The organism is Ideonella flava, from assembly GCF_051857595.1.
Taxonomy (GTDB): Bacteria; Pseudomonadota; Gammaproteobacteria; order Burkholderiales; family Burkholderiaceae_C; genus Ideonella.
This window is the reverse complement of record NZ_JBPZHD010000002.1, coordinates 213443-230951: the sequence shown is the minus strand read 5'-3', so window position 1 is coordinate 230951 and position 17509 is coordinate 213443. Positions and strand designations below refer to the sequence as shown.

Here is a 17509-nt window from a genome sequence, read left to right as displayed (position 1 = left end):
CGGATGCAGCGTGGCATCGCGCACGCTGCCCGGGCAAATCTCTCAGGGCAGCCAGCGGATCAGGTAGCTGGGGCCTTCGTAGCCGGTGCCCCCATTGGCCAGCAGCACCTTGTCGTCGTCCACCGCGGCGGCCTGGTGGCCGCAGCCGTCGTAGTCCTGCACCAGTTTCTGCTTCACCCAGCCGCCGCCGGCCTGGCCCCAGTAGACCCAGTCGGGCGCGAGGTCGTGCAGGGTGTCCAGGCAATCCAGCCGGGCCAGCACGACGTAGACGTCGGGACGGCCGTTGCGGTCGAAGTCGCCCACCGCGAGGCCCTTGCCTGCCGCGGGCTGGGCATCGTCCACCACGGCGGTGGTGAAGTACGGCGGGCTGCCGGTGTTGAGCCAGACCTGCAGGTGGTTGAGGTTGGTCAGCACCACCAGGTCCTGCCGGCCGTCGCCGTCCATGTCCACCAGCTGCGCCTCGCGCCAGCTGGCGATGGCCGGCGCGGCGAGTTCCGTGAAGTCCCGGGCCCGGTTGTTGAGGTAGACGTGGGCGTTCTTCTGCTCGTTGCAGACGATCAGGTCCTCCCAGCCGTCGCCATCGACGTCGCCCTTGGCCACGCAGCGGAAGCCGCGCGCGCCGGTGGCCAGCGTCTGCACCTCCTTGAAGGTGCCGTCGCCCCGGTTGCGGTAGACGTGGTTGATGTTGATCTGGTCGCTGGCGTAGCGCGGGCTCGAATCGTTGCTGAGGTAGAGGTCGGGGTGGCCGTCGTGGTCGAGGTCGAAGAACAGCGGGAGGCGGCCGCGGCCGTAGGGATCTTCGGCGCCGAACTTCGTGGCCTCGTGGAAACTGCCGCCGGGATCCTGGATCCACAGCTCCTTGCGGCCCCGGCCGCGCCCCTCGAGTGCGCCGACGGCACAGTACAGGTCGAGCAGGCCGTCGCCGTCGACATCCGCCGCGTCGCAGTCGTGGCGATCCGAATTGGGGAAGACGAAAGCCGAGGGCACGTAACCCGCGGGGGTCCAGTACCAGATGCGGTCGTTCGGGTCGTGGCCCGTGACGAACAGGTCCTGGTGGCCGTCGTGGTCGTAGTCGGCGACGGCCATGCCCCAGTCGCGCGAGCTCTCGAGGAACTGCGCTTCGTATTGCAGCGGCGGCGAAGCAGCCCCGACGAGCAAGGCCAGCGCCGCCACGGCGGCGAGGCGTCTCATCACGCCCTCCCCGTCCGCAGGTGTCGATAGACGGTGGTGCGCGAGATGCCGAGGTTGCGCGCGGTCTGGCTGATGTTGCGGTCGGTGCGTTCGTACTCGCGGCGCACCGACTCGTCGGCCCCGCGTTGAAGGGCGGATCCCGTGGCCGGCGCGGCGGGCTTGGCCGCCGGCAGCAGGGGCTCGACATCCCGGCGCCGCAGCCGGCCGCCCGGGCAGGCGATCAAGGCGCGCGTCAGCACTGCCCGCAGCTCGCGAAAGTTGCCGGGCCAATCGTGATTCGCCAAGCGCTCGATCGCTTCCTCGTCCAGGCGGGCCGACCGATCGAGTGCCGCGAGCACGTGGCGCGCCGCCGTGGCGAAATCCTGCCGGCTGCGCAGCGGCGGCAACGCCACGCAGACGGTGTTCAGCCGGTACAGCAGGTCGGCGCGGAAGCGGCCCGCCGCCACCTCGTCGGCCAGGTCGGTGTTGCTCGCAGCGAGCACCTGCACATCGACTCGGCGCGCGGCCGTGCCGCCCACGGGGCGCACGAGCTGGTCGTCGAGGAAGCGCAGCAGCGCGGCCTGCAGATGAAGGGGCAGCTCGCGCACCTCGTCCAGCAGCAGCGTGCCGCCGTCCGCACCGGCGATGAGGCCGGCGCTGCCGCTGCGTTGCGCACCGGTGAAGGCTCCGCCGACGTAGCCGAAGAGCTCGGCCTCGAACAGCTCGCCCGGCAGCGCGCCGCAGTTGACGGCGACGAAGGCGCCTTCGCGGCCGCTCGCGCGGTGGGCGTGGCGGGCCAGCAGCTCCTTGCCGGTGCCGGTCTCGCCCTGGATGAGCAGCGGCGCGGCCAGGCGCACGGCCGCCTCGACCAGGCGGAAGGCCTCGCGCACCGCCGGGTCGTCGGCGACCACCTCGGGTGGCAAGCCGTCGATCGTGTCGGCGACAGGCACTTCTCGCCGCACGGCCGCTGTGCGAACCGACCGCGGCGCCTCGGCGGGCCGCTGTACGCAGGTCGCCGCCAGCGCACTTCCGAAGGCATCGCGCAAGCGCAGCTCCGCACCTCGGCGCGAGCGCAGCAACACCCCGTCGAAGGATTCGCCGAACAGCTCCTCGAACGAGGTGCCCAGCGCTCCCGCCTGGCCCTGCAGCAATTGGCGGCCGCTGGCATTGAGCGCGACCAGACGGCCGCCCTCGTCGAAGGCCAGCAGGCCGGCGCTCAAGGTGGCGAGGAACTCGGGCCGGGGATGCACGGCGAGCACCACCTGGGACCGCATCTGGTGGATGAACAGGCGGTTCTCCATGTGGGCCGCGGCCATGCGCACCAAGGCCTGGGTATGGCGCTGGCGCGCCTCGAAGTACGAGGAGGCATCCAGCACGCCGACCACCGCGCCGTGGGCATCGTGCACCGGCGACGCGGTGCAGGACAGGTCCCGCAGGTGCAGGAAGTAGTGCTCCAGCCCCGTCACCGCCACGGGCTGCGCGGTGGCCAGCGCGGTGCCCAGGCCGTTGGTGCCGCACAGCGCCTCGCTCCAGCAGCTGCCGGGCAGGATGGGCGAATCCGCGCCGCTGGTCGAGAAGCGGTGGTCGAAGAACAGATCGAGGATCACCCCGTCGTCGTCGGCGAAGGCGAGCAGGTAGTTGGAGCCGGCGATCTGCTGGGCCAGCGTCTCCAATTCCGCTTGCGCGAGACGCCGCGTCAGCTCGGCCCTCTCGCGGCGGCGGGCGAGGTCGGCGCCGTCGACCACGGCGATGGGCGCGTGGCCGTGGCAATCGAGGCCGACGTCCATGCAACGGGCCCAGCTGTCCATGATGTCGAGCGGCGGCTCGCCACCGGGCGGCATGGCGCCCGCGCGGGCCTGGACTGCTTTGGCATAGGCGAGCTGTCGCGCGTCGCTGGGGCTCATCGGCGTCTCCTCCCTCTGGGCGGGTGGGCGTCGACAGTAGCAGCGGCGAAGAGCACTGGCAACCGGTCGCACTGCATCGTTTCTGGACAGGGGTTGCACCGTGTCGCCGCAGGTGGACAGCAGGGGGGGCGAGCTCATGCGACGAGGCCAACGGGTATTCCCCGAGTGGCATGTCGGTTGCGAGGCGCACGCTCTCGGCCTCGACGCCTCACCCACCCCAGAGGAGACACGATGAAGACGACCGCCCGAACCGCCTGCCAGCTCGCCGCCACCCTCGTCTGCCTGGCCCTGAGCGTGGCCCGCGCGCAGCAGCCCACTCCAGCACCGGCCGAGAACATCGACAAGCTCAAGCAGTTCAAGGTCGCCACCACCGACCTCAACATCCCGGTGGTCGCGCAGGAGGGCCGCAACGCCGACGCCATCAAGGCCAACCTCAAGCGGGTCAAGCTGCCGCCCGGCTTCAAGATCGAGTTGTTCGCGGTGGTGCCCGATGCCCGGCACATGGCCGTCGCGCCCTCCACCAACATGCTGTTCGTCGGCACCCGCAAGACCACGGTCTGGGCGGTCACCGATCGCAACAGCGACGGCGTGGCCGACGAGGTCAAGTCCTTCGCGCCCAGCCTGAAGTTCGTCAACCCCAACGGGGTGTGCTGGACCAAGGACGGCTTCCTCGTCGTGGTCGAGCACAACCGCGTGCTCAACTTCCCGGCCGCCGAGTTCTTCTACGAGGGGCCGGACGTGGCCGTCATCCCGGTGGTCAACCGCGGCGAGCTGATCCCGCCCGAGGAAGAGAGCTTCAACCACGGCGCCCGGACCTGCCGCATCGGGCCGGACGGCATGCTCTACATCACGCTGGGCCAGCCCTTCAACGTGCCGGCGCGCGAGAAGCTGGCGCTCTACAACAAGGTCGGCATTGGCGGCATCGTGCGCATGAACGCGTTCGACGGCTCCAAGCGCGAGGTCTATGCCACCGGCGTGCGCAACTCCGTCGGGCTGGAGTTCAACCCCAAGGACGGCTCGCTGTGGTTCACCGACAACCAGACCGACGGCATGGGCGACGACATCCCCGCCGGCGAGATCAACCGCGCCACCAAGCCCGGCCAGTTCTTCGGCTACCCGTGGCGCCAGGGCAAGACGCGCATCACCGAGTTCGGCTACGACAAGGACCCGCTGCCGGCCAACATCACCGACCCGGTCGTCTACATGGATGCCCACGCGGCCGACCTCGGCCTGGCCTTCTACACCGGCAAGGCCTTCCCGGCGAAGTACCAGGGCGCCCTGTTCTCGGCGCAGCACGGCTCGTGGAACCGGACCAAGCCGATCGGCGCGCGGGTGATGGTCACCTACCTGAAGGCGGACGGCCTGCCCGACAAGACGGAGGTCTTCGCCGACGGCTGGCTGGACAGCGAAACCGGCACCTACCGCGGCCGCCCGGTGGACGTGGCGGTGATGAAGGACGGCTCGCTGCTGGTCAGCGACGACTTCGCCGGGGCGATCTACCGCATCACCTACGCGCCGTGAAGGTCCTGGCACCTGGCCGACCGCACCAGGCCGTGGCCGCGCTGCTGGCGCTGGCCGCGGCCGCCGATGCCGGCGCCGCGGACCCCTCGGCCGGCGAGGCCAAGGCCCGGCCCTGCATGGTCTGCCACGGGCCGCTGGGCATCGCGACGCAGCCCGAGACGCCGAACCTGGCGGGCCAGCCCGCCAGTTACCTGGCGGCGCAGCTGAAGGCTTTTCGCGGGGGAACGCGCCGGCACGAGGTCATGTCGGTCATCGCCAAGCCGCTGTCGGACGAGGACATCGCCGCACTGGCCGGCTGGTACGCCTCCATCCGCGTGGAGGCGAGCCGCTGAAGCCGGCTACCAGCCGAGGACGTAGTTGGGCCCGACCCAGCTGATGCCGCCGTTCATCAGCATCACCTTGTCGCCGTCGACGGTGTCGGCCAGGTGGCCGCAGCCGGCGTAGGCCTGGACCTGCTTGACCTTCTTCCACTGGCCCTTGGCCTGGCCCTGGAACACCACGTCGGGTGCCAGGTCGTTCAGCACCTTGGGGCAGGTGCTGTTCATCAGCACCACGTAGACGTCCTTTCGGCCGTCTCGGTTGAAGTCGCCGATGGTCAGGGACTTGGCCGGGTACGCCAGGTGGTTCTGGAAGGCGACCGTGGAGAAGTAGTCGCCGCTGCCGGTGTTGAACCAGATCTGCAGGTCGTTGCCGCCGACGATGCCGACCAGGTCGAGCTTGCCGTCGCCGTTCATGTCGGCCAGCTTGACCTGCAGCCACTTCTTCGCGACCGCGGGCGGAAAGATCTCGGTGAAGTTGCCGGCCTGGTCGTTCAGGTAGAGGTGCGGCAGTCCTTCGAGGTCGCACACCAGCAGGTCATCCCAACCGTCGCCGTTGACGTCGCCCGAGACGGCGCAGGCCGAACCCTTTTCGCCGGTGGCGATGGTCGTGGCCTCGACGAAGTGGGCGCCGTCGCCCTGGTTGATGAACAGCCGGTTGATGCTGAGGTTGCCGTCGGCGCGGGTGCGCCGCTCGTTGGTGATGTAGACGTCGGGGTAGCCGTCGTGGTTGAAATCCAGCACCACGGGGATGCGGGCGCTGCCGTAGCGGTCCTCCGCGCCATGGTTGGCCTGCAGGTTGAAGATGCCCTTGTCGTCCTGCAGCCAGACCTCGTTCGGGCCTTCGCCGGTGCCGCGCTCGGCGCCGACCGCGCAGTACAGGTCCATACGGCCGTCGCGGTTGAAATCCGCCGCCTCGCAGTCGTGGCGGTCGACCCAGACCAGGATCTGGTCCGAGGGCTTGTAGCCGGCCTCGGTCCAATACCAGATGCGGTCGTCCGTGTCGTGGCCGGTGATGAAGATGTCGTCGTGGCCGTCGTTGTTGAAATCGGCCACTACCGAGCCCCAGGCCTTGGAGCTCTCGATGAAGGTGGCGGTGTACTGGGCCTGCGCCGCGAAGGCGTGCAGGGCGACGGCCGCCCCTGCCACGAGCCTGACGATTGCCGACATGCGGCTCCCTCTTGTTGCTTTGGTCAGGCCAGTCTACGGGTTAGTCGGGAGCGCATGAACCATCAATTTGATGGGGTCGGCGCCGGCGCCGACCTGCTTTGCGTGCTAGGCCCCGGTCGAGCCGCCGTCGGATCAAGGCGTCGAGAGCCAGGGCTGCCAGCTGAGGACGTAGTTGGGGCCCACCCAGCTGATGCCGCCGTTCATCAGCAGCACCTTGTCGCCGTCGACCGTGTCCGCCAGGTGCCCGCAGCCGGCGTAGGACTGGTTCAGGCGGGTCTTCACCCACTGCCCGTTGCCCAGGCCGAGGAACAGGGCATCCGCTCCCAGGTCGCTCAGGGTCTGCGGGCAATCGACGTTCATCAGCACCGCGTAGACGTCCGGCTTGCCGTCGCGGTTGAAGTCGCCGACGGTGATCGACTTGGCGGTGAAGGAGAAATGGTTGCTGTAGTCCGCCGCCGGGAAGTCGCCCCCGTTGCCGGTGTTGAACCAGATCTCCAGGTCGTTGCCTTCGACCAGCGCGACCAGGTCGAGCTTGCCGTCGCCGTTCATGTCGGCCAGCTGGACCTGGCGCCACTTCTTGTGCACCGCCGCCGGATACGCCTCGGTGAAGTTGCCGGCCTGGTCGTTCAGGTAGACGTGCGGCGGGCCTTCCAGGTCGCAGACCAGCAGGTCGTCCCACCCGTCGCCGTTGACGTCGCCCGCGACGGCGCAGGCCGAGCCCTTCTCGCCGGTGGCGATCGTGGCCGCCTCGACGAAGTGCGCCCCGTCGCCCTGGTTGATGAACAGGCGGTTGATGCTCAGGTTGCCGTCGGCCCGGTCGCGGCGCTCGTTGGTCAGGTAGATGTCGGGATACCCGTCGTGGTTGAAGTCCAGGGTCACGGGGATGCGGGAGCTGCCATAGCGGTCTTCCGCGCCGTGGTCGGTCTGCAGGACGAAGACGCCGTTCTGGTCCTGCAGCCAGACCTCGTTCGGCCCTTCGCCGGTGCCCTTTACCGCGCCCACGGCGCAGTACAGGTCCATCCGTCCGTCGCGGTTGAAATCGGCCGGGGCGCAGTCGTGCCGGTCGACCCAGACCAGGACCTGCTCCGAGGGCTTGTAGCCGGCCGCTGTCCAGTACCAGATGCGGTCGTCGGTGTCGTGGCCGGTGATGAAGATGTCGTCGTGGCCGTCGTTGTTGAAATCGGCCACCGCCGACCCCCAGGCCTTCGACGTCTCGATGAAGCGGGCGTTGTACTGGGCATGCGCGGCGACGAACTGCACGGCGATGACTGCCCCCGCCACGGCCTTGGCGAATGCTGACATGCTGACCCTCCTGATGTATTGGTCAGGTCAGTCTAGGGATCGGACGAGGGACGGAAAGCTGCGACCCTAGGGACGCGGGGTGGCTGCGCCCCCCTAGTTCTGGGTGTCGCTGCGGCCTGAATTTCGATACTGCGCCGCCGCGTCGGCCAGCCGCCCGGCCACCATCCGGGCCAGCGCCGCGGGCGCCAGCACCTTGACCTGCGGGCCGTGGCGCAGGATGTCCATCGCCAGCTCGGTGGCGTCGGCGTAGGGCAGCTCCATGCGCAGCGAGCCGTCCGGCTGCAGCGCGAGCCGCTGCTGGGGGTGCCATTCCTCCTGCGCCACCCATTGGGCCGCATCCGCATCGAACAGCAGCGTCGCCCATTGAAGCTGCCCGGCGTTGCCGCTGAAGATGCCGTAGCCGCCGTCCAGCTCGGCCTCCACCGTCTTCATCGCGACGTCCTTGGCGCGCTGCTCCAGGGCCTTGGCCGAGCGCACCGCGTCCAGGGCGAAGCGCCGCAGGCCCTCGCTGGCGTGGCACCAGGCATCCAGGTACCAGGTATTGCGGTAGTGGATGAGCCGCTGCGGCGAGACTTCGCGCCGGCTCTCGGCCTGGCGCTTGCGGGTGAAGTACACGAGCGCGATGCGCTGGCGCTTGAGAAGCGCGCTGCCGGCCACCTCGAACCAGCGGGGCGGCACCGGCCGGCGGGCCGGCGAGGCGATTTTCACGCGGCGCATCAGCTCCCGGGATTCGCTCTCGCTGGCGCCGAGCATGCCGTGCAGCTTGTCGAGCAGCGGCTGCAGATGCCGCCCCAGCAGGCCGCCGGAATCGAGCCCCTTGATGAGCTGGTGCATGGTGAGCAGCGCATGGATCTCGGCTTCGCTGAACCAGACGCCGGGCAGCTCGTGCGCGGGGGCGCTGCTGGCCGCCGCGCCGGGCGCCGCCCCTTCGAAGCGGTAGACGTTGTCGAAGCGGTCGTAGACGATGGGCGCGTCCATCCGGTCGCGCAGGTACTGCAGGTCGCGCTTGAGGGTGGCGCGCGAGACCTCGAGCTCGTCCAGCAGCTCGTCGAAGTTCACGCCGCCGCGCGACTTGATGAGCAGTTCGATCCGGTAGAAGCGTTCGGTGCGGTCCATGGCGGCGCACGCTACCACGGGCTCATGGCGTGAGCCTGGGGCCGACTTCTCTTCGCCGCACTTTGCTTCGGGCTGGCTCATTCCATGAGCCTGTGGGCCCCGAGACTGGCTTCCACGCTGTCATCGAAACCCATCCTTCCGCCCAGGAGCAAGACCATGGCCACCGCCCAAGCCGCCCTCGCCTTCGAAGACCTGCCGCCCCAGCGTCGACTGCCGCTGGCCCGCACCGGGCGCGCCGCCATGCTGGCCCTGGCCGCCAGCGCCGCGCCGGAGGATGCGGACGACGCCACCGCACCGGACCCGGCCTTTGCCCTGGGCTGGGACTACGCCCACCACGGCCTGGTGCCGCCCGCGGAGCACCTGCTGCCCGGCCACCCGCTGCGCCAGGGCTGGCAGGCCGGGCGGGTCGCCTTCGGCAGCCGCACCCTGCGGGCCAGCCGCGCCGTCCAGCAGTGCCTGGCGCTGCGCCTGGCGGCGTGGCTCGAGGGCCAGGCCTTCGAGGACGTGCAGGTCACGCCCAACTTCCTGGCGCAGATCGACACCCGCCGCTGCCCCATCACCCGCGCCGAGCTGGGCGAAGGCGAGGCCGTGATCGAGCGCGTCAACCACCGCGCCGGCCATGCCGCCGGCAACCTGGTCGCCCTGAGCCCGATCGCGCGAGGCGCGATGGCCGGCAAGCGCTGGGACGAAGCGCGGCTGTCGGCCGTGCTGGCCGAGGCCCGCCAGGCGGAGGGCGCGGGCCAGGTCGAGGGCCTGGGCAGTGCCGAATGGACGCGCCTGGCCACCCTGATGAGCTTCGCCACGCCGCTGCCGCACGAGCTGGCCGCCAGCCTGCCGCTGCGGGTGCTGCCGCCCAACCGCGTGCGGCTGATCAACCCGATCCAGGGCCTGCAGGCGCTGATCACCCTGCAGCTCACCCACAGCGGCTTCGCCGTGCGGATCGCACAGCTCGTGAGCCTGCTGCCCGGGATGGAGCTGCGGCGCGACTTCCATCTCTTCTTCCACAGCCTGCTGCCGCGGGCCTGGCGCGGCGGCCGCCCGGTGTCGGCCGAGGCGATGCGCGACAGCCTGGAAGACGCCTGGGCCGACGCCGATGTGCTGCGCCGCTGGCAGCGCTTCGCCAGCCAGCTGAGCGCCGAGCAGGCCGACACGCTGGTGCAGAAGCTGGTGGCCAGGGGCCTGGCCAGCGGCATCCCGGGCGCCCGGCGCTCTCAGTGGCACCCGGCCCAGAGCGCCACCGAGGGGTGGGCCCTGGCGCGCGCCGGCCAGGCCCCGGAGCGCATCGCGGCCTGAGCCGCACCCGCTATGCTCTCGGGCCGGAGGAGCCTGCCGTGGTGGCGGGGCCCGACGAGCAGGCGACCGAGGACAGGATGCTGGAACAGAGTGCGAAGCAGTGGGTACTGGGCAGCGCCATCGGGCGCCTGCTGATGTCCGGTCGTGACGCTCTCGATCTCGTGCGGGCCGCCCTGCGAACGCCGGAGAGCGTCGGCACCATCGCCAATGACCAGCTCGCCACGCTGCTGGTGACGCGGCTGCCGCAGTCGGGCAAGGTCTTCATCGACGTCGGCGCGCACATCGGCTCGATCATCACCGCGGTCACGCAGTGCGACGCGTCGATCCGCGTCGTCGCGGTCGAGGCCATCCCCGACAAGGCCGAACGCCTGCGCCGCAAGTTCCCCAACGTCCCGGTGCATGCCTGCGCCGTGGGTGACCAGGAAGGCGAAGTCTCGTTCTTCATCCACACCCGCCAGTCGGGCTACAGCTCGCTGGGCCGCCCCGCGGCAGATGCCCGCCACGGCGACGGCCGGGACGAGGGCATCCAGGAAGTGCGCGTGCCCATCCGCCGCCTGGACGACCTGGTCGCGCCCGAGGGCATAGACGTGATCAAGATCGACGTCGAGGGGGCCGAACTCGGCGTGCTGCGCGGCAGTCGGCGGCTCATAGGCGCCAGCCGCCCGGTCATCATGTTCGAAAGCGGTCCGGGCGATGCCGAGGGCCTGGGCTTCACCAAGCCGGGGATGTGGCAGTTCTTCGCCGACGAGGGCTACACCCTGCACGTGCCCAACCGCGTGCCGCACAACGACGAAGGCCTGAGCCTCGAAGGCTTCGTCGAGAGCCACACCTACCCGCGGCGCACCACCAACTACTTCGCCATCCCCGCGGAGCGCCGCCTGGAGATCCGCGACCGCGCTCGCGCGCTGCTGGGGATCGTCGCCTGATCAGGCGTACGTGACCCAGTCTGAAAGCTCGGGTTTGTGCAGGTGCGGCAGGTGGTTGAAGCTCAGCAGTGACAGGCGCCGCGGCGTCGAGACGAACTCGGTGACGGAGCTGTTGCGGATGCGCAGGTTCACGTCGGCAATGGCCTCGGCTTCGAGTCCCAGCACCAGGCCGATGGCGGCGGAGATGGGCCCGCCGCTGGAGACGATCAGCACCTGCCCGCCGTTCGCGCGCTCGCGTGCCCGCGCCAGCGCGGCGGAGACGCCGGCCGCGAAGTCGGCATAGCGCGGCATGCCCGCGGGCATGCTGCGGCCCTGCATCCACTCGATGAGGCCGTCGCGCAACAGGCGGAAGTGCGCCCGCACCGCCTCGGGGGTGGCCGGCGGCACGATCTCGTCGCTGTGGATCGCCTGCACGATGGCTTCGGGGTCGTACTCGTCCAGGCCGGCCAGGCGTTCGGGCTCGGGCCGCGCGCCCAGGCCTTCGGCGATGCCGTCGTAGGTTTCGTGGTGCCGGCGCAAGGTGCCGGTGAGCACCAGGTCGAACGACAGCCGCATGCTGCGGAAGTGCTCGCCCAGCGCCCGGCACTGGCGGTGCCCGAGCTCGCTGAGGCGGTCGTAGTCATGGCTGCCGAACGAGGCCTGCCCATGGCGGACGAGGTAGATGGTGCCCATGGCCGCGATTGTGCGACGTGCGGCCGTCCGATGCTGTCGCCGCAGCGACGAGGCGGCCCGCGCCCCAGGCCTGTCAGCAGCAGGGGTTCGCTTCGTCACACCTCGCAGGTGGACGCTCGCCCCGGCCGCTGGCAAGCTCGCGCGCTTGTCGAAAACGGGAGACCCCTGTGCTGAAGACCTACACCGGCAGCTGCCACTGCGGCGCCGTGCGCTACGAGGCCGACATCGATCTGGCGGCCGGCACCAACAAGTGCAATTGCTCGATCTGCACCAAGACGCGCAACTGGAACGCCATCGTCAAGCCGGCGCAGTTCCGCCTGCTGGCAGGCGAGGATGAACTCGGCGACTACCAGTTCGGCACCATGAGCGGCCATCACCTCTTCTGCCGCCGATGTGGCGTGCGCCCCTTCGGCCGCGGCTACGTCGAGGCCATCGGCGGCGACTACGTGGCGGTGCAGGTGTGCACGCTGGACGACGTCACGCCGCAGGAACTGGCCGAAGCCCCGGTGCGCATCGGCAACGGTCGCGACAACGCCTGGAGGGACACGCCCGCCGAGACGCGCCACCTCTGAGCCTCAGGGCTTGGGATGGGCCTTGAAGAAGGCCCAGATCTCGTCCGTCGCATCGAGCGAAACACTGGGCGGATCGCCCAGGCGGCTGCCCGCCACGCCGCCCGGCCATGCATGCGGGTTGTCGGCCACCAGCAGCATCTGCACGTCGCGGCCTGCGGGGCAGCGATAGCTGGTGCGCTGCACCGGCCCTTGCGTGCGGGTTTCGGGCGTGGCCGCACAGCCATTGGCGGCGGCCCAGAAGCGGCCCTGCGCGGTGGCGGGCAAGGCCGGCGTGTCGTCCCAGGCATCGGCGAAGCGGCCGCCCGGCCGGCCGCCCTCGGGCGGCACCGAGGCGTCGAGCCCGCCGTTGATCATCAGGGCGGACACCGGATGGCCGGGCTTCTTTTCGTCGCCGAAGAGGGTCGCGACCACCGGCGCGATGGCGGCGAGCCGGTCGCCGAGCTCACGACCCAGCCGATGGGCCATCATCCCGCCGTTGGACATCCCGGTCGCGTAGAGGCGTCGCTCATCCACGGGGTAGTCGGCCACCAGTTTGTCGATCAGGGCGCGGATGAAGCCCACGTCATCGACACCGCGCTGCATCGCCAGGCCGCAGCAGTGGCCGGCGTTCCAGGTCAGCAGATGGTTGGCGAGGCGGCCGCTGCCTTCGGGATAGACGACGATGAAGCCCTCGCGCTGGCCCTTGGCGGTGAAGCCGGTGGTCTTCTCCGCGATGGCGGCGTCGCCTCCACCGCCATGCAGCACCAGCACCAGGGGCAGCCGCTCACCGGGAGCACGAGCGCCGGGCGGCAGCCGAACGACGTAGTGGCGCTGCTGGCCTTGCACCACCAGGCTCTGCCGCCCTCCGGCCGGCGAGGCCGTCGCGGCTCCCGCCGGCCACGTCATCACGAGCATCAGGGATGCGGCCAGGGCCCCTCCGGGCGCACACTGGCTCAGTCCACGCAACAGCAGCTTCCACAACAACAGCACATCGGCCTCGGCGCGGGTCGCGAAGGGGCCGAGTATCGGTGCGAGGCTCGAGCCGCGTGGACTGCCGCGCCGGCAAAAAAGTGTGAACAGTGGTTTCCCAAGGAGGCTGCATGCGCAACGCCCTACCTTCCATGCTGCTGGCCTTGGCCGGCGCCTCGATGCTGCTGGCTGGCGCGCGGAGCGCTTCGGCCGAGGCCGCCCTCCTGCCCGCCGAATTGCGGGCACAGTCGCGCACGCTGTTCGGCACCGTCGCACCGGTCCGCGAGGAGGAGGTGCAGGCCCCGGCGGCCGTGCTCGGCCGCGCCCTGTTCTGGGACGGCCGCCTCTCGCTCGACGGCAAGACGGCCTGCGCCAGCTGCCATGCGAGGGAGGACCACGGCGCGGACCGCCGGCGCTTCTCGATCACCGCCAAGGGCCAGCCCACGTCGCTGCACTCGCAGGTCATCTTCATGGCCCAGGAACAGTCCGCGTTGCGCTGGTACGGCGACCGGCGCGATGGCGCGCAACAGGCCGAACGTTCGCTCACCGGATCGATGGGCTTCGCCAACGCGGCCGACGTGAACCCGCTGCTGAAGGCCCTGGGCTACGAGCCCCTGTTCCACGCGGCGTTCCCGGACCAGGCCGAGGCGATGACCCCGTCGAACTACGCGGCCGCGCTGCAGGCCTACCAGAAGACGCTGCGCACGCCGGCGCCGTTCGATGCCTTCCTGCAGGGCGACGACCGCGCGCTGGCCCCTCGGCAGTTGGCCGGCCTGCGGCGCTTCATCGACACCGGCTGCGCGAGCTGCCACAACGGCCCCTTGCTTGGCGGCGGCTCCCTGCAGAAGTTCGGCCAGCGCAAGGACTACTGGCTGGCCACCGGCTCATCGCCCGCCGACCCCGGCCGCTACAACGCGACCAAGCAGGAGGCGGACCGCTATGTCTTCCGCGTCGCCATGCTGCGCAACATCGCCCGCACTGCGCCCTATTTCCACGATGGCTCGGTGGAGCGCCTGGAAGAGGCCGTGCGCATCATGGCCGACGTGCAACTGGGGCTTCGACTGGGCGAAGACGAGGTGGCCGAGATCGTCGCCTTCCTGGGTTCGCTGACCGGCGAGCTGCCGGCGCACTACTCGGCGCCGGCGCTCCCGCGCTGAATCCGTCCCGGGGCCGTCAGGCCTCGGGATAGAGCCGGTGGACGCGGGCGAAAAGCCGCGTCAGTCCCAGCAGCGCGTCGATGTTCGGCGTCGCCAGACCCACGCGCTGCGCGATCTCGCGCACCACCGTCACGATCCCGTCGAGCTCGATGGCCCGGCCGGCCTGCACGTCCTGCAGCATCGAGGTCTTGAATGCGCCCAGGCGGGTGGTGATGGCGTGCCGGTCCTCGGGCGTCTGCTCGACCGGGCAGCCGATGCGCGCCCCGACCAGCGCCGCCTCGCTCATGGCGGCCGAGCAGAAACCCCGCACCAGCGGATCGGCCAGCACGCGGTCGACGGTGGCGCCGGTGATGGCCGAGACCGGGTTCATGGTGAGGTTGCCCCACAGCTTGAACCAGATGTCGCGCCGCACGTCGGCCGAGTGGGTGACGTCGAAGCCGGCGTGCGAGAACAGCTCCACCATCGCTTGCACGCCATCGCTGCGTCCACCAGCGGCTTCTCCCACGATGAGCCCATTGCCGAAGCCGTGCTGCACCAGGCCGGGCTCAGGGCTGGAGGCGGCGATGTGCACCACGCAGCCGATCACCCGCTCGCGCGCAATGGTCGCAGCAATGGTGCCGCCGGGGTCGACGCTGGCGAGGGGTTCGTCGCCGAAATCGGGCTGGCCCTGGCAGAACCACCAGGGCACGCCGTTCATCGCCGGCAGCACCCGAGTGCCGGGGCCGAGCAGAGGCGCGATGCCGCGCGCGACGACGCTCAGCGCCGGCCCCTTCACGGCGACCACGACCAGGTCCTGCGGCCCCAGCTCCGCAGCGCTCTCGCTGGCGGCATGCAGGGGCGCTGTGAGCAGCTCACCGCCGTGTCGCAGCCTCCAGCCGTGTTCACGCAGGGAATGCAGCGTGGCATTGCGCGCCAGCGCGCTGACCTCGGCCCGGCCGGCAGCGGCCAGGCGGGCCCCGATGAAACCGCCGATCGCGCCGGCGCCGATGATGCAGATCTTCATGTGCCGCATTCCACCACGGCGGCCTCGCGCGCCGGCATGCGGCGCGTGGCGAAGTCTCAGGCGGCGACTGCTTCGAGATAGCGGTCGAAGGAGCGCTCCACCGCCTCGCGTGCGCCGCCGATGATGTTGCGGCCCCAGGTGTAGCCGTGAACCGTTTCGAAGGCCAGGCCGGCCAGGCGTTGCCGCATGCGTTGCACGGCGCCGGGCCTCATCGGCATGAAGTTGGGATAGCTGTACATGAAGGCGACGTGTCGCCTGTCCGCGGTCACCTGCAGCGCATCGCCCGGGAACAGGGCGCCCCGGCCGTGTGCGCCACCCGCCCAGTGCAGCGCGGTGCTGCCTTCGAAGTGGCCGCCGCAGCGGATCAGCGTGACGCCATCCGCCAGCCGCAGCGAATCGCCGCGCCAGAACTCGATGCGATCCGAGGGCCGCTGCACCCATTCGCGATCGGCCTCGTGCAGCACGATGGGCACGCCGCCGAGCGCCTCGCTCCACTCGACCATCGAGCTGTAGAAATGAGGGTGCGAGATGACGATGCGGTCGACGCCGCCGCGCCGCTTCAGCGCCTGGACAGCCTCCGGCGTGACGAGGCTCACGCACTCCCACAGGATGTTGCCGGCATCGGTGGGCAGCCACAGCGCGCGCTGGGGGATGGCAAAGCTCTCCCGCAGTCCGATGCCGAACAGGCCGTCGTCTTCTTCGAGCCGCAGGCTGAAGCGGCGCGCCAGCTCGTCATGCGTGGTCCAACGCTGGCCGGCCCAGCCGACGTACTGGCGCTCGTCCTCGCAGATCGGGCAACGCAGCGGCGGCTGCGAACTCGAGGCGAACTGCGTGCCGCATGTCTCGCAGACGGGGCAGTGCATGGGGGTCCGGTGGTGCAGGTCGATCACGGCAGGCTCCTGTGTCCATGGGCTCCAGCATAGGTAGCATCTGGATCCTCCAGAACGCCAGTACAGGAAGATTCGATGGAGCCAGTCTTTCCCTTCGACATCGGGCTGCCGGCGCGGGGCGAAGGCTTGCGCATGCAGGCGCTGCACCAGCAGCTGCGCGCCGCCATCCTCGACGGCCGGCTCGCTGCCGGCCACGCCCTGCCCTCCACCCGCCAGGCCGCCGCCGGCCTCGGCCTCGGGCGCAACACCGTCGTCCATGCCTACGACCTGCTGATGGCCGAGGGCTATGTGCTGCAGCGCCCCGGCGCCAAGGCGGTGGTGGCGGAGCTGGCTTCGGCCCGGCGCTCGGCCCGGCCCGTGAAGCCTGTGCGGGCCGCGGCAGTGGACGCCACCGAGCTCGTCAACCCGATGTGGGCCGACGCTGCCCTGCAGCGCGAAGCGCCTCGCCAGTTGCCCGAACGATGCTTCCGGCTCGGTGTCCCCGAGCACCGGCTCTTCCCGCACGAGACCTGGCGCCGCCTGGTGGCTAGGTCGCTGCGCGACTGGTCGCGCAAGCCCTTTGCCTATCCGCCGACCCAGGGCGTGCCTGCACTGCGCGAGGCGATCGCGCAGCATCTGGCCTTCGCGCGCGCGGTGGCCTGCGTGCCCGACGACGTGGTCGTGACCTCCGGCGCGCAGCAGGCCTTCGACCTGCTCGGGCGGCTGCTGGTGACGCCAGGGCAGACGGTCGTCGCCGTCGAGGAGCCCGGCTACCCGCCGCTGCGCGCGGCCTTCGTCGCGGCCGGAGCGCGGCTCGTGCCTGTGCCGGTCGACGAAGACGGGATGCTCATCGAGCGCCTGCCTGCCGAGGCGAAGGTGATCGTCGTCACGCCCTCGCACCAGTCGCCCACCGGCGTCGCCTTGTCGCTCAGGCGGCGCATGGCCCTGCTGAGCTTCGCCCGCGAGCGCGGCGCGGTGGTGCTGGAGGACGACTACGACGGCGAGTTCCGCTTCGGCGCGAGGCCGCTGGACGCGTTGCAGACGCTGGACCGCGACGGCCGCGTCTTCTACATCGGCACCTTCTCGAAGAGCCTGTTCCCCTCGCTGCGAAAAGGCTTCGTCGTGACGCCGTCATGGGCGCGCGAGTCGCTGCTGCGCGTCAAGCATTGCGCCGATTCGCATTGCGACACCATCACCCAGCACGCCCTGGCCGCGTTCATCGGCGATGGCCACCTCGCGCGCCACGTGCGGCGCATGCGACCGGTCTATGCGCAGCGCCGGGAGGCGCTGCAGGCCGGCCTGCGGAAGGAGCTGGCCGACTGGCTGGAGCCCATCCCCTGCGAAGCCGGCCTGCACCTGAGCGCGCGCATCCGCGACCCGCGCCAGGGCCCGGCCATCGTCGCCGCCATGCGGCAGCACACACCCGGCGCCCAGGCCATCGCCGAGTACGCCATGCATCCCCGCACCGTGCCGTGGGCTCTGACCTTCGGCTATGGTGTGATCGACGCCGACGAGATCGGCCGTGCGCTGCGCCGCCTGCGCCGCGCGATGCCGTCCTGAGGACCCCGC

Annotated in this window: 16 protein-coding genes; 7 read left to right on the top strand and 9 right to left on the bottom strand. The window is 70.5% G+C overall.

Annotated features, from left to right (window positions below):
- Positions 1-42: 42 nt before the first annotated feature.
- Positions 43-1191 carry an FG-GAP repeat domain-containing protein gene (locus tag ACS5PM_RS04755; protein WP_439386008.1) on the bottom strand — a complete coding sequence of 383 codons (1149 nt, stop codon included), beginning with the start codon at positions 1189-1191 and terminating at the stop codon, positions 43-45.
- Complete coding sequence (locus ACS5PM_RS04750) at positions 1191-3074, bottom strand: sigma-54-dependent Fis family transcriptional regulator (protein WP_439386006.1); 1884 nt, start codon at positions 3072-3074, stop codon at positions 1191-1193. The genes ACS5PM_RS04755 and ACS5PM_RS04750 overlap by 1 nt, the downstream gene beginning before the upstream one ends.
- Positions 3075-3305: 231 nt before the next feature.
- Between ACS5PM_RS04750 and ACS5PM_RS04745 the strand changes: the two genes are divergently transcribed.
- Positions 3306-4595 (top strand): PQQ-dependent sugar dehydrogenase, encoded by a 1290-nt coding sequence (locus ACS5PM_RS04745; RefSeq protein ID WP_439386004.1) that lies wholly within the window; start codon positions 3306-3308, stop codon positions 4593-4595.
- Positions 4592-4927, top strand: a complete 336-nt coding sequence (locus ACS5PM_RS04740; protein WP_439386002.1) for a c-type cytochrome — start codon at positions 4592-4594, stop codon at positions 4925-4927. The genes ACS5PM_RS04745 and ACS5PM_RS04740 overlap by 4 nt, the downstream gene beginning before the upstream one ends.
- Positions 4928-4933: 6 nt before the next feature.
- Here the strand turns inward: ACS5PM_RS04740 and ACS5PM_RS04735 are convergent, their stop codons facing one another.
- The 3 genes from ACS5PM_RS04735 to ACS5PM_RS04725 all read right to left on the bottom strand — a co-directional run bounded on the left by ACS5PM_RS04735 (position 4934) and on the right by ACS5PM_RS04725 (position 8500).
- The gene (locus ACS5PM_RS04735) at positions 4934-6082 is read right to left on the bottom strand and encodes an FG-GAP repeat domain-containing protein (protein ID WP_439386000.1); all 1149 of its coding nucleotides are present in this window, start codon (positions 6080-6082) and stop codon (positions 4934-4936) included.
- A gap of 132 nt (positions 6083-6214) precedes the next feature.
- A complete protein-coding gene (locus ACS5PM_RS04730) occupies positions 6215-7384 on the bottom strand; it encodes an FG-GAP repeat domain-containing protein (RefSeq protein ID WP_439385998.1) in 1170 nt (389 codons plus the stop codon).
- Positions 7385-7477: 93 nt separating this feature from the next.
- Positions 7478-8500: a helix-turn-helix transcriptional regulator gene (locus tag ACS5PM_RS04725; protein WP_439385996.1), complete on the bottom strand. Its 1023-nt coding sequence runs from the start codon at positions 8498-8500 to the stop codon at positions 7478-7480.
- A 156-nt stretch (positions 8501-8656) separates the two neighbouring features.
- On the opposite strand from ACS5PM_RS04725, the gene ACS5PM_RS04720 reads away from it, so the two are divergent.
- Both ACS5PM_RS04720 and ACS5PM_RS04715 read left to right on the top strand, forming a co-directional pair.
- Positions 8657-9793 (top strand): hypothetical protein, encoded by a 1137-nt coding sequence (locus ACS5PM_RS04720; protein ID WP_439385994.1) that lies wholly within the window; start codon positions 8657-8659, stop codon positions 9791-9793.
- A 41-nt stretch (positions 9794-9834) separates the two neighbouring features.
- The gene (locus tag ACS5PM_RS04715; protein WP_439385992.1) at positions 9835-10719 is read left to right on the top strand and encodes an FkbM family methyltransferase; all 885 of its coding nucleotides are present in this window, start codon (positions 9835-9837) and stop codon (positions 10717-10719) included.
- On the opposite strand, the gene ACS5PM_RS04710 is transcribed toward ACS5PM_RS04715, so the two are convergent.
- The gene (locus ACS5PM_RS04710) at positions 10720-11391 is read right to left on the bottom strand and encodes a histidine phosphatase family protein (protein WP_439385990.1); all 672 of its coding nucleotides are present in this window, start codon (positions 11389-11391) and stop codon (positions 10720-10722) included.
- 167 nt (positions 11392-11558) lie between these two features.
- On the opposite strand from ACS5PM_RS04710, the gene ACS5PM_RS04705 reads away from it, so the two are divergent.
- Entirely contained in the window at positions 11559-11963 is a 405-nt protein-coding gene (locus tag ACS5PM_RS04705; RefSeq protein WP_439385988.1) for a GFA family protein, read from the top strand.
- 3 nt (positions 11964-11966) lie between these two features.
- Here ACS5PM_RS04705 and ACS5PM_RS04700 read toward each other — a convergent pair whose 3' ends face one another.
- Positions 11967-12857, bottom strand: coding sequence for an extracellular catalytic domain type 1 short-chain-length polyhydroxyalkanoate depolymerase (locus ACS5PM_RS04700; protein ID WP_439385986.1), 891 nt, complete (start codon positions 12855-12857; stop codon positions 11967-11969).
- Positions 12858-13042: 185 nt separating this feature from the next.
- Between ACS5PM_RS04700 and ACS5PM_RS04695 the strand changes: the two genes are divergently transcribed.
- Complete coding sequence (locus ACS5PM_RS04695; protein ID WP_439385984.1) at positions 13043-14068, top strand: cytochrome-c peroxidase; 1026 nt, start codon at positions 13043-13045, stop codon at positions 14066-14068.
- A 16-nt stretch (positions 14069-14084) separates the two neighbouring features.
- Here the strand turns inward: ACS5PM_RS04695 and ACS5PM_RS04690 are convergent, their stop codons facing one another.
- On the bottom strand, positions 14085-15071 hold the full coding sequence (locus ACS5PM_RS04690) for a 2-dehydropantoate 2-reductase (RefSeq protein WP_439385982.1): 987 nt from the start codon (positions 15069-15071) through the stop codon (positions 14085-14087).
- Positions 15072-15127: 56 nt separating this feature from the next.
- Positions 15128-15961 carry an MBL fold metallo-hydrolase gene (locus tag ACS5PM_RS04685; protein WP_439385980.1) on the bottom strand — a complete coding sequence of 278 codons (834 nt, stop codon included), beginning with the start codon at positions 15959-15961 and terminating at the stop codon, positions 15128-15130.
- Positions 15962-16036: 75 nt separating this feature from the next.
- Here ACS5PM_RS04685 and pdxR point away from each other — a divergent pair, with 75 nt between their 5' ends.
- Positions 16037-17500, top strand: coding sequence for a MocR-like pyridoxine biosynthesis transcription factor PdxR (gene pdxR, locus ACS5PM_RS04680; RefSeq protein WP_439385978.1), 1464 nt, complete (start codon positions 16037-16039; stop codon positions 17498-17500).
- Positions 17501-17509 lie beyond the last annotated feature (9 nt).